Below are 12444 nucleotides of genomic sequence, written 5' to 3'. Positions count from 1 at the left end.
CGATTATCTTCTTTTTAGTACGGGTAACCCTGTTTTTTTTAAGATATTTTGTTATAATATGAAAATAGATTAAAGACAATCCGAAAGAAGGGACAGCCAATGATTAATTTAACGACCAATCGTTTTTATGCCTCCGATGAAGTGAAGCTGACTTATTATGAAACACCCTGCCCTGCCAACCCAAAGGGTGTCGTTGTGATTGTTCATGGCATGGCCGAACATGCCAGACGCTATCATGAATTTATGGACTTTTTATATTGCCACTCCTACCTGGCTGTCATTCACGATCAGCGAGGGCATGGTCAAACTGGCATAGATTCTGGCAATCCCGGTTTTTTTGACAGCGGTAATGGCTGGAAACGCGTTGTCGCAGATGTTAGAGAGATCTCCGGCATGCTTAAAGAGATCTACCCGGATCTACCCTTGTTTATCGTCGGACACAGCATGGGTTCAGTGGTAACCCGAACAGCTGTCATCGATCACGCCGAACTCTATGACGGGGCTGTTATTATTGGCACCACCATCGGCATCAACAGATTTATGCGTAAAACGGCCAGCCTTATCGCCCGCTGGGAGATCCGAAAAAAGGGTGAGAAAACACCTTCTAAACTGCTTTCTGATCTTTCCTTTGGCAGCTACAATAAAAAATTCAAACCCAACCGCACCGAATACGATTGGATTTCCATGAACAAAAACAATGTCGATGCCTATATCGAGGATCCTCTTTGTGGATTTACCTGCAGTGCCGGATTTTACCGCGATTTATTTTATGGTATTGACTACTCAGCAAAGGCGTCCAACCTTAAAAAAATCCCCAGCGATTTCCCCTTCCTTTTTTTAGCTGGTCGGGATGACCCTGTCGGGGGGATGGGCAAAGAAGTGGTTCATATCACCCGAAAATTAAAAAATGCTGGCGCTTTAGAGGTTAATCTCATTCTCTATCCACTGATGCGACATGAAATTCTTAATGAAGATAAACGAGATCTTGTCTATCGGGACGTACTACGATTTTTGAATGCCTAATAAACTATCTAAACAAAAAGGAGGTCCCTCGATGACCCATAAAGTATATGTCTTCGGGCACCGCAATCCAGATACCGATTCCATCTGTTCTGCCATTGCTTATGCCCACTTAAAACAAACCCTGGGACATCCCCAGGTCTTCCCAGCCCGATTGGGGCCGATCAATAAAGAAACCCAATTTGTTCTGGATACCTTTGGGGCAGATTTGCCCGAATTGATCAAAGATGTCAAGCCCCAGGTTTCCGATCTGGTTCTCACCGATTTTTCGATGGCCAATGAGAAGGACTCCGTTTCCAAAACGATGGGGCAGATCATCGATCATCCCGGCCGTTCCCTGCCAGTGGTCAGCGATGACAACAAACTGATCGGTATGGTTTCCCTGTCAGACATTATTCCAGCTTACACAGATGCTTTTTCAAAATCCCTGCTACGGGACAGCGAAACCCCGCTGAAAAACATTATTGAATTGCTAAACGCCCGTGTTTACGGATCAATCAAATCCGAATTGGTGCACGGGGATGTGTACACCATCACCGAAATAAAGGCGGGTCAAACCCTGGGAAGCGAGGACATTCTGGTCACCGTTGAGCAGGATATTTATCTAAACCGGGCTTTATCCACCGGTGCTGGCATCATTATTGTTTCAAACGCGTCTCCAGAGTTTGACATGCCAATTCCCAACGACTATCAGGGGACTATTCTAACCGTTGCCTTTGGTCCCTTTGAAGTTATCCGTCTTCTATGTCAGGGAATTCCGATAAAAAAATATTACCAGAAAAATAATCTGGAGTATTTTATGACCTATGAAACCATCGATGATGTCAAAAAGAATATTCTGACCTCTGATCATGATCGCTTCCCGGTAGTAGATGAAGACGGAAAGGTCATTTCAACCATTTCCCGGAGTAACCTGATTGACTTTAGCCGCAAGAAGGTTATTCTGGTAGACCACAATGAACGGAATCAATCCATTATTGGTGTCGAAGAAGCTGAGATCATTGAAGTCATCGACCACCATCGCGTGGCCGAAATACAAACCGCCACACCTCTCTATCTTCGCATTGAACCGGTTGGCTGTACAGCAACCATCGTTGCAAAAATGTACCATGAAAATAAAATCCCGATCCCTCGTGTGATGGCGGGTCTGATGCTCAGCGCCATTATCTCTGATACGCTACTGTTTAATTCACCCACCTGCACCAAAGAGGATCGGACAATCGCCCGGAAATTGGGTAAAATGCTTGCGATTGACGTTAAAAGCTACGGTGAAAAAATGCTCGTGGCCGGTAGTAATTTAAAAGAAATGCACCCTTTTGAAATCCTATCCACTGACCGGAAACTCTTTACCATGGGGTCCTATAAAATTGGGGTATCTCAAATTAACACTGGGGATTTCCGGGGAATATTTAATAAATTAGATGGGGTTTTACTGGAAATGAATAAATTGTGTGAGGAAGAACACCTGGATCTGACCCTTTTAATGGTCACCGACATTATCTTAGGAGGAACCGAGTTGATCATCGCTGGGGACGCTAAAAATCTTGCTCAGCTGGCGTTCGGTTTCCAACCCGGGGAATTCAGTAAATACATGAATGGCGTTTTTTCGAGAAAAAAACAGATCGTTCCGCCATTGATGAACGCCTCAGCTTATTAGTGCCAGTACTGAACAAACACTGGATAGGCACTGACTACAGATACTATGAAAATTGGTGATGATGATGCAAAACAATAAATTTAAAACTGGTAGCGCTTTTCGCCTTGGCAATTTTATCCTGGCTGCTGCCTTGATACCGCTTTTATTAACCGGATGTGTGGAAAAAGAACTGATTAACGATCCCACAACCGGTGCAATTATGCCTACTAAAAATTTAGAAACCCTGATCGACGGCCAGTATACAGCCACAACAAGCTACTATGATGGTAGAGGTTACGCTCAACAATTAAATATTTTCATCAAGAACGGCCTCATTACCAAGGTGAATTTTCAAGAAATTGATCGAAGTAAAACTGATCGCTTGACTGTGGATGGCCCCGATAAAACCTGGCCAAATTTAGTTGTAACGAATTTAAGTAGCCTTTATCTCCGGCTTTATAACGAACTGATATCTTCTCAAAACCCTGATGAAATAGATGCTATCTCTGGGGCGACCCAAACATCTGAACGCTATGTAAAATTGGCAAAGAAAATTTTTGCTCAAGCTAAAAAAGGTGATCAAGAACCAATAAAAATTGATACCCTTGATACCTACACGATCATCACCCCACCCGATCACGATGGCTATCAAGGAGTCCTGGAAGCCACTTTTAATGGTTCAACTCTGACTGCTCTTAATTACGATGAAATTATAACCGAAGACGGAAAATCAAAACGCAAATCAACTGATTCTCCGGAAAACGCAGATTTCAATGCTTTATTTGACACAATAACTCAAACGGCAGTCAATAATCAATCCCTGGAATCAGCATTTCCTGCCAATGATGCAATCCATGAGAAAGCCAAATACGAGGAGTGTCTGCGACTACTAAGAGAAGCGAGATCGCCCTTTTGATGCCTTACCAATTTAAATTTTATTACTTAAATTCAACTGAAATTCTTGACAAATGTTAAAGCTGTGTTATAATAAAGCAATGGCCAGTGCATTTATGCCAACAATTCTAAGCTGAAAGAAGGTGAAAATAATGGAAAATAATACTTTTGGTACTCGATTAAAGGCGTTGCGAATTTCTAAACGACTTACTCAGGAAAATTTTGCCAATCTTTTCTATCTTAACAAAAGCTCTATCTCTAAATATGAAAAAGATAAGAATTTACCGGAAAACCAATTACTGATTAAGATCGCTGATTTTTTTGAAGTTTCTGTTGACTATTTATTATGCAGAACCGACCAGCCAAAACTTTTACCAAGCAATCCCAAACCGATGACCTGTGAAGAATTTTTAAAATCTTACGTGTTTTCCAACGAAGAAGTCGATTCTTTTTCTTCTTACTTCTCTTTCCCTGAAAGCTACAAGCAGGAAGTTCTTGATTTTATTAATTTTAAGAGTTCCAGCGGGAAGTAATTAAAAACGATGAAAATTATGTTTACATAGCTTGTTATAAATAAAAGAAACACGGATTCCGTGTTTCTTTTTTAGTTATTTTTTTATTTCACGCAAAAATATAAAGAGTCTGATTGTCAATCAAACTCTTACTATTCTTAGCTCGTCTTTACTCGCCCAGCAGATAGGTTAAGGTAAACAAACTATCTGTAATATTTACATTTTCGACAACAACATCACTGGGGACATCCAAATCCAATGGACTAAAATTAAGAATCCCTTTCACCCCTAATTCGGTTACCTGAGTCGCCACCTTCTGGCCCACCTCCCGGGGTACGCACAAAATAGCAATATCGATTTCATTGGACTTTACAAAAGCATCAAGTTCTTCCATATGTTTTACAACAACACTACCAACGACAGTCCCAACCATGAGTGGATCAACATCAAAGACGCCCTTTAGGATGACACCTTCCCGCCTGAAGCGTTCATAATTGGCTATGGCATGACCCATATTTCCAGCACCGATAATAATGCAGTTATATTCACTATCAAGACCAAGAATCTCCTTGATCGCTTCCTTTAATTCTCCCACGTTATAGCCATAACCTTGCTGACCATAACCTCCGAAGGAATTTAAATCCTGCCTGATTTGAGAAGCTGTCAGTCCCATTAAACTTGCTAGTTCTCGGGATGATATTTTTTCAATATCATTGAGCTGTAAATCACTTAAATATTGGTAATACTTTGGCAACCGTTTAACAACGGTCATAGAAACTTTTTTTGAGAAGCGATGCATGATAACTTCTCCTTTCTTTCGGATAATGATTAATTATATCAATATGTATCAATTACGTCAAATTATTCATTTTAATTTGTGGATTTTTTTGATAGAATAGTAAAAGTGAACCTAAAATAACTGAACTAAAACGAAAACAGGTGAAATAATGTTAATCAATATAGAAAATTTGCATTTTAGTTATGGCATCCATGAAATTTTTAATAAACTCAATCTTTCCATTAACGAAAAAAAGCAAATCGGTCTGGTCGGCCGAAATGGCACCGGGAAATCAACCCTCTTAAAACTGATTACCGGAGAATTGATTCCTGACACCGGGCGAATCAGTATAAAAAACGGACTATCGATCAGCTATTTATCCCAGGAATCCAATGTCGCCGAAAATACCACGCTGCTTGAGATGCTTACCGATGTTTTTAAACCGCTGATCGAGATGGAAAAGCGAATCAAACAGATCGGTGATGCCATTACGCGCGCTTCTGGTGAGGATCAGGAAAAACTGATGCTGGAGTTTGGGGAGCTTCAGGAAAGCTTTGCCAAAAATCATGGCTACGAATACCCCAGTCGCATTCGCGGGGTTATCAATGGCCTGGGCTTTAAGGCAGAAGACCAGAACAAAGCCTTCTCAATGCTCAGCGGCGGTGAAAAAACGCGGGCTACTCTGGGTCAGATTCTGCTTCAGGAACCGCAACTGCTCTTACTCGACGAACCGACCAACTACTTAGACATCGATGCGCTGCAATGGCTGGAACAATACCTGAAGAATTACCCCGGAACCTTTATCATCGTGTCCCATGACCGCTATTTCATTGACAAGGTATGTACCTCCATTATCGAAGTGACGCAGAAAAATGTTAAGGAATATCATGGCAATTACACCCAATACGCCGTTAAAAAACGTCAGGATCTGATGGAACAAAACCACCAATATCAGCAACAAATGAAAGAAATCAAACACCAGCAGGAAGTCATTGATCGGTTTCGGGCCTATAACTCCATTAAAAGCTCTAAACGGGCTTCCAGCCGGGAAAAAGCCTTAAACAAAATTGAGCTACTCGATAAAGTCGAAACTACTCATAACAGCCATTTTAGCTTTATTCCCCGGGTTAAAAGTGGCAATGATATTTTAGCGGTAACCGGGCTTAAAAAATCCTTTGATAATCGTCTGCTTTTTCAAAATATGAATTTCGAAATTCATCGCGGCGACAAAATCGGTATTATCGGACCCAATGGCGCTGGTAAAACGACCCTCTTTCGCATCTTGCAAGAAAAACTGGCCGCTGATGCTGGTGAAATTCGCCGGGGTCAAAAAGTTCATATCGGCTATTTCGATCAGGAGCATCAGGATCTAAAAAAATTCTACAACGAAAATCTTTTAGAAGCGCTGTGGGATGTTGATTCAAAATTGACTGAAGGCGAACTGCGAAATATCCTGGCAGCCTTTTTATTTGTGGGTGACGAGGTCTTCAAACCAATCAACACCCTATCCGGCGGTGAAAAGGCACGATTGCTACTGGCCCGTCTGATGATCTCCCAATCGAACTTCCTGCTGATGGATGAGCCCACCAATCATATCGACATGGATACCAAGGAAATTCTTGAAAGTGCCTTGAGCCAATATGAAGGAACCCTACTATTTATCTCGCATGATCGATATTTTCTTAACCGGATCTCAACACAGATCTACCAATTTTCTGCCGATGGTATGGAAATCCATCTGGGTAACTATGACGACTATGTAAAACATAAGACCGATGCTTCCGAACGGGAAGCGGTTCTTGCGGCTGAAAACAAAACCGTTCCAACTAAAACACAACAGAAAACGGATCGCAAGAAACAAAAAGAAGAAGAAGCCAGAATGCGGCTCTTAAAGAAAAAAGTTAAAGAAATCGAAGAAGACATTCTAACAACGGAACAAAAAATCGAGTCCATTGAAGCCGCGATGTGTGCCCCGGATTTCTACGATAACCTCACCCTGGCAGCAGAAATCAATCTCACCTATGAAGCGCATAAGCAACAGCTGTCTGAACTGACTGATTCCTGGGAGATCGCCCTGATGGCTCTGGAAAACGAGTAAACTTTAATGCACAACTGTGATTTTGTAAAATACTTTAAAAAATTTTGGAGGAAACAATGAAACTAACAACGAATGAAAAAAGAGTCTTAAATACCCTGTTTAAAGATGTGAAAGGCACCACCAGAAATACTATGCTGATTGCCCTGTACGCCGCTAAACCAACTGATGACGAATCCCCGGATGCCCAAGCAATGATCACCCTGCTTAACGGTCTGATTGTCAAACTGGCTGAATTGGAACAACCAGAAATGGAAGTACTTTTTGCTGGTATCCCCTACGAAGTTGACTAAACGGTTCTAAATCCTTAAAAATAAAAGGCAGCCTCGAATGAGACTGCCTTTTATTTTATTTAAATCGATTAATCGTAATGATGTAGCCTTAAGGCTTACATCATTGGCATTCCGCCCATACCGCCTGGCATTCCGCCCATACCGGCATCTTCGCTAGGAAGATCGGCAACTGCTACTTCAGTCGTTAAGAACATTGCCGAAACACTGGCTGCGTTTTGAATCGCAGAACGGGTTACCTTGGTTGGGTCAATGATTCCAGCCTGGAACATATCAACAAACTCACCTTTAGCAGCGTCATAACCAACGCCAACTTTTTTACCAGCCATTTGCGAAACAATAACAGAGCCTTCAAGACCAGCATTATCAGCAATTTGACGCATTGGTTCTTCGATGGCCCGACGGATAATGTAAGCGCCAGTTTTTTCGTCGCCTTCGAGGGTTTCAATTAAAGCATCAACTTTTGGAATCGCATTGATATAAGCAGTACCACCACCAGATACAACGCCTTCTTCAACCGCTGCTCGAGTCGCATTCAAGGCGTCTTCAATTCGATATTTGATTTCTTTAAGTTCAGTTTCGGTGGCTGCACCAACCTGAATAACCGCTACGCCACCAGATAATTTAGCCAAACGTTCCTGTAATTTCTCTTTATCATATTCTGAAGAAGTTTCTGGAATCTGCGCTTTGATCTGACGAATTCGTTCGGCAACCGCGTCTTTGTTTCCGCTACCTTCAACAATAATAGTATCTTCTTTATCAACTTTAACCTGACGGGCACGACCTAATTGTTCGATGGTGGTAGTTTTAAGTTCCAGACCTAGTTCATCCGAAATAACTTCGCCACCCGTTAATGCCGCAATATCAGCCAACATTGCTTTACGTCGGTCGCCAAAGCCGGGTGCTTTTACAGCGACACAGTTAAAGGTTCCTCGTAATTTATTAACAACCAATGTTGCTAATGCTTCGCCTTCGACATCTTCCGCAATAATTAACAGTTTGCTGCCAGATTGAACGATTTGTTCCAGAATCGGTAAAATTTCTTGAATATTTGTAATTTTTTTATCTGTGATTAAGATATATGGATTATCAAGGATGGCAACCATTTTTTCGGTATCCGTTGCCATGTAGGCTGATAAGTAACCACGGTCAAATTGCATCCCTTCGGTAAATTCCAGTTCAGTACCCATGCCTTTGCCTTCTTCAACTGTGATAACACCGTCATCACCAACTTTATCCATGGCTTCGGAAATCAGTTTACCAATTTCAGCATCAGCTGCCGAAATGGATGCAACCTGAGCGATTGCTTCTTTGCTTTCGATTTTTTTGCTGTTTGCTTTTAATTCTTCAACAACAGCCACAACTGCTTTTTCAATTCCTTTTTTGAGGACCATTGGATTTGCACCGGCAACAACATTACGGTTACCTTCTCGGACAATTGCCTGAGCCAATAAGGTGGCTGTGGTTGTTCCATCACCAGCAACGTCATTCGTTTTGGTAGCGACTTCTTTAACCAGCTGAGCACCCATGTTTTCAAAGGCATCTTCCAGTTCAATTTCTTTGGCAATGGTTACCCCATCATTGGTGATGGTTGGTGAACCATATGATTTTGCTAAAATAACATTTCTTCCTTTTGGTCCTAATGTTACCTTAACGGTGTTTGCTAATTTGTCTACACCAGCGATCAGTGATTCTCTGGCATCTTCACGAAACTTTATTTCTTTAGCCATATTATTTTCCTCCTGTTTTTCTAAATTTTATTATTCTACGATTGCTAAAATATCAGCTTGACGGATGATTAAAAACTCTTCATCGCCAATTTTCACTTCATTACCGGAGTATTTGGAATAGATAACTTCATCATCTACCTTAACATCCAATGGCACTTTTTTACCATCAATAATTTCTCCAGTTCCAACTGCAACTACCTTACCCTGCTGTGGTTTTTCCTGGGCAGATCCTGGTAAAACAATTCCACCTAAAGTTTTTACTTCTTCAGCTTTAACTTTAATAACTACTTTGTCACCTAAAGGTCTTAAACTCATTTTTTCCTCCATTTGATTATATTGGGTACCTTGTACCTTTTTTTCTTTTATTAGCACTCATTCATCCTGAGTGCTAATAGTATTTTAAATGATTTGCAGATTGATTGCAAGTGTTTTTTCCCTTTTTGTTGATCTTAATTTTTTTTAAGATTGTTTTAATTTTTAAAGAGGATACAGTTCTCTTTATATAAATGCGTTTACCCTTTTAACTTAAGCATTCTTCCCTGACTCGTTTCATTACCGGGTACCAATTTTCAAACCTGGAATGCCATTAAGACTCAGGTCACTTTCTTCCCCATTGATATAATTATAATAAGCCATCGAACCGATCATGGCGGCATTATCGGTGCAGAGAATGGGATCAGGATAGAACAGGGTCATGCCTGCTGCTGCTACTGCCTGCCCCATCATTTCACGCAATAGCGAATTGCAGGATACCCCTCCGGCCATACAGATGGTCTTCATGCCAATGCTTTTGGCGCAGGCGATGGTTTTGCTCACTAACACCTCGATAACAGCCGTCTGGAAAGAAGCCGCCACATCATTGGGATTGATCGCTTCGGTTTTCATTTTTTTGCCATTGAGATAATTAAGCACCGCTGATTTTAAGCCACTAAAGCTAAAATCATACTGGGTTTTATCGAGCATCACCCGCGGAAAAGGGATCGCGTCGGGGTTGCCATTTTTTGCCGCCGCATCAATGGCCGGACCGCCAGGATATCCCAGCCCCAAAACTCGGGAAATTTTATCAAAGGCTTCCCCGGCGGCATCATCAATGGTTCGTCCCAAAACCTTAAAGGTCTGGTAATCTTCCACTAATACCAGATGACTGTGACCACCAGATACTACCAATGTCAGAAAGGGCGGTGTAAGCTCTGGATACTGCAGAAAATTAGCCGCAATGTGACCTTCGATATGGTGTACGCCAATCAGCGGTTTTCCCAGACTGTAAGCCATCGCTTTTGCCGTTGAGAGACCAATTAGCAGTGCCCCCACCAAACCTGGACCGTTGGTCACGGCAATGGCATCCATCTCAGCCAGGGTCAGCCGGCTTTCTTCCAGAGCTTCATCGATGATATAAGGCAGTTTGGTCACGTGATTGCGAGAAGCAATCTCCGGCACTACGCCCCCATATTTTTGATGAATATCAATTTGGGAATAAATCCGATTGGTCAGTATTTTTCGACCATCTTCTACAATGGCCACAGATGTTTCGTCACAGGATGTCTCAATGCTAAGAATTTTCATGTTTACCTCGATTAAATTTACAATTTATTTGTTCGTGTTTGTTTAAATAACGCCAGCCCCGTTGTGAGGGTCGTCAGCCCCAGAGGTACCAGGATGTAGGCGACCATTCGACCGATCATGGTAAAGAAAAAAGGCTCGGGTACAATCCAGATGAGTCGGTCAGTTGATGGATCCATAATCCATAAGTCGTTCGAAAAAAACAACTGATGGAAAAGAATGAACGTGTCGCTAAAATTAAAAATAAAGCATGCGCCAATAATCAGAAAGATCACCATAAAAATGGTCGATCCATAAAATAAAGCCTTGAGTATGGCCTTCTTGTTGTATTTTAAAAGAATCACAAAGGCTATCAGTGCCAGACTCATCGCCGCGTTTCGAAGGCCAAGAAAGAATAACAGCAGATCTCTGACATCATCCATATGGGTGATTTCTTTCTCGTTGAAAACAGACACATAATCCACTACGTTTTTGGCATTTTCCGGAGCCAAACGGGCTTTGATGTCAAAATCCTGCCGGTTTCCCTTTAAGTAGCTGATCATTTCAGTGACCACCAACTCCATATCCGGGGGATAAACACCAGTGTTTTTAGTGACCTGATTCTTTTCCATCTGGTCCATATAAAACGCTTTGTCAAAGACTGCCACTTCAATGCCGCTGATAAAAATTATTACTGGAAACAAAATTCCCAGCAACACCGAAAATATTTTAATGCTTTTATTCAAGTCCATACCTCCACATGATGATTGCGTCCATTCCCAGGCCATAGTAATCTTTACGTCGACCCTCCCGGGTAAACTTATTTTTTAAATAAAAATTAAGGGCCGGCTGATTATCCCCTCTTACTTCCAGGGTCATTCCCACACAGCCTTTCTCTTGTGCCAGAGCAAGCATCGCATTCATAATGCTTTGCCCAACCCCGATCTGTCGATAAGCTTCAAGCACCGCAATATTAGTTATGTGCGCTTCGTCAATTACCTGCCAAAAACCGCCAAACCCTATAATTTCGCCGTCCGCTTCGGCCACAATATAATTCGAGAGACAGTTTTTTATTTCGGCATGATAGGAATCCTGGGTCCAATTATGTAAAAAACAAGCCTGATCCACCTTAAAAACCCCAGGGACATCCTGGGACCTCATTAAACGATAGCGGACCATCATTTTTTATGCTCTTCGGCGTAGGAAGGCCGGATGTAAAAGGGTTCCACTTCCAGATAATGGCTGGTTTCGCCTTTTAATGCTCGCTCCAAGACCAGGGCACCCGCTGATGACGCCCGATTCATGTTGAGATAATTAGGTACCAGCCGGGCGGTTGGAAGGGCTTCTTGCAGGATTTGTGAAAACCGCGGTAAGCCATCACCCAAAAAATAGATGGTCTCATTTCTCGCTTTTAAAAAAGCAATGAGATCATCAATTTCAATCACTGCATCGGCCATATCCCGAACCAGCTGGTCGTCCTCAAAATGGAAAACCCCGGTATAGGTCTGGTTTCTCTGGGCATCCAGGAGCGGACAAATCAGACCCTTGGCAAAGGGAATATTCATCGCCAGGGCTTCCAGGGTGGACACCCCGACCACCGGTTTATTGAGGGCCTGGGCAAATCCCTTAACAGTAGCCATGCCAATACGCAGCCCGGTAAAAGAACCCGGACCGGAAACAATGCCGAAAACATCAATATCCGCTATGGAAAGCCCCCCATCACTGAGCAAATGATCAATGGCAATCATCAGTTTCTCCGAGTGTTTTTTTTGATGATTAATAATCATTTCGCCAACTAATTTTTCTTCATTTAATATGGCAACCGATGCCACAATGGTCGATGTATCAATGGTGAGTGTATTCATTTTTTATCTTTCCTTCTCAAATTATATTATCATTAAACTTTTGAAAATCCTTCTATTTTACAAAGAGAAGGTACCGATCATCACT

At 42.0% G+C, this 12444-nt stretch carries 13 protein-coding genes; 6 read left to right on the top strand and 7 right to left on the bottom strand.

The features are described from left to right. Positions 1–99: 99 nt before the first annotated feature. The 4 genes from ACIZ62_RS07660 to ACIZ62_RS07645 all read left to right on the top strand — a co-directional run bounded on the left by ACIZ62_RS07660 (position 100) and on the right by ACIZ62_RS07645 (position 4083). Entirely contained in the window at positions 100–1023 is a 924-nt protein-coding gene (locus ACIZ62_RS07660; protein ID WP_322518747.1) for an alpha/beta hydrolase, read from the top strand. 31 nt (positions 1024–1054) lie between these two features. After that, positions 1055–2677: a putative manganese-dependent inorganic diphosphatase gene (locus tag ACIZ62_RS07655; RefSeq protein ID WP_414151639.1), complete on the top strand. Its 1623-nt coding sequence runs from the start codon at positions 1055–1057 to the stop codon at positions 2675–2677. A gap of 64 nt (positions 2678–2741) precedes the next feature. Next, entirely contained in the window at positions 2742–3572 is an 831-nt protein-coding gene (locus ACIZ62_RS07650) for an FMN-binding protein (protein WP_414151638.1), read from the top strand. 130 nt (positions 3573–3702) lie between these two features. Further along, on the top strand, positions 3703–4083 hold the full coding sequence (locus ACIZ62_RS07645) for a helix-turn-helix domain-containing protein (protein WP_111887262.1): 381 nt from the start codon (positions 3703–3705) through the stop codon (positions 4081–4083). Between the two features lie 148 nt (positions 4084–4231). On the opposite strand, the gene ACIZ62_RS07640 is transcribed toward ACIZ62_RS07645, so the two are convergent. Then, positions 4232–4861: a redox-sensing transcriptional repressor Rex gene (locus tag ACIZ62_RS07640; RefSeq protein WP_322518750.1), complete on the bottom strand. Its 630-nt coding sequence runs from the start codon at positions 4859–4861 to the stop codon at positions 4232–4234. 148 nt (positions 4862–5009) lie between these two features. On the opposite strand from ACIZ62_RS07640, the gene abc-f reads away from it, so the two are divergent. Further along, complete coding sequence (gene abc-f / locus ACIZ62_RS07635; RefSeq protein WP_414151637.1) at positions 5010–6938, top strand: ribosomal protection-like ABC-F family protein; 1929 nt, start codon at positions 5010–5012, stop codon at positions 6936–6938. Positions 6939–6994: 56 nt separating this feature from the next. Next, positions 6995–7228 carry a hypothetical protein gene (locus ACIZ62_RS07630; protein WP_414151636.1) on the top strand — a complete coding sequence of 78 codons (234 nt, stop codon included), beginning with the start codon at positions 6995–6997 and terminating at the stop codon, positions 7226–7228. Between the two features lie 95 nt (positions 7229–7323). On the opposite strand, the gene groL is transcribed toward ACIZ62_RS07630, so the two are convergent. The 6 genes from groL to tsaB form a co-directional block, all read right to left on the bottom strand. Further along, positions 7324–8955 carry a chaperonin GroEL gene (gene groL / locus ACIZ62_RS07625; protein WP_111887266.1) on the bottom strand — a complete coding sequence of 544 codons (1632 nt, stop codon included), beginning with the start codon at positions 8953–8955 and terminating at the stop codon, positions 7324–7326. 30 nt (positions 8956–8985) lie between these two features. Next, positions 8986–9270 (bottom strand): co-chaperone GroES, encoded by a 285-nt coding sequence (gene groES / locus ACIZ62_RS07620; protein ID WP_026394612.1) that lies wholly within the window; start codon positions 9268–9270, stop codon positions 8986–8988. 237 nt (positions 9271–9507) lie between these two features. Next, complete coding sequence (gene tsaD, locus ACIZ62_RS07615; RefSeq protein WP_414151635.1) at positions 9508–10518, bottom strand: tRNA (adenosine(37)-N6)-threonylcarbamoyltransferase complex transferase subunit TsaD; 1011 nt, start codon at positions 10516–10518, stop codon at positions 9508–9510. Between the two features lie 17 nt (positions 10519–10535). Further along, positions 10536–11240 (bottom strand): TIGR01906 family membrane protein, encoded by a 705-nt coding sequence (locus ACIZ62_RS07610; protein ID WP_414151634.1) that lies wholly within the window; start codon positions 11238–11240, stop codon positions 10536–10538. Then, on the bottom strand, positions 11233–11676 hold the full coding sequence (gene rimI, locus ACIZ62_RS07605; RefSeq protein ID WP_111887269.1) for a ribosomal protein S18-alanine N-acetyltransferase: 444 nt from the start codon (positions 11674–11676) through the stop codon (positions 11233–11235). Before rimI ends, ACIZ62_RS07610 begins: the two co-directional genes overlap by 8 nt. Next, the gene (gene tsaB, locus ACIZ62_RS07600; RefSeq protein ID WP_414151633.1) at positions 11673–12359 is read right to left on the bottom strand and encodes a tRNA (adenosine(37)-N6)-threonylcarbamoyltransferase complex dimerization subunit type 1 TsaB; all 687 of its coding nucleotides are present in this window, start codon (positions 12357–12359) and stop codon (positions 11673–11675) included. The genes rimI and tsaB overlap by 4 nt, the downstream gene beginning before the upstream one ends. Between the last annotated feature and the right edge of the window lie 85 nt (positions 12360–12444).

Source organism: Acetobacterium carbinolicum (assembly GCF_047456275.1).
GTDB classification, from domain to species: Bacteria; Bacillota; Clostridia; order Eubacteriales; family Eubacteriaceae; genus Acetobacterium; species Acetobacterium carbinolicum.
The sequence above is the reverse complement of the archived record's forward strand: the minus strand, read 5'-3'. Positions and strand labels throughout refer to the sequence as shown.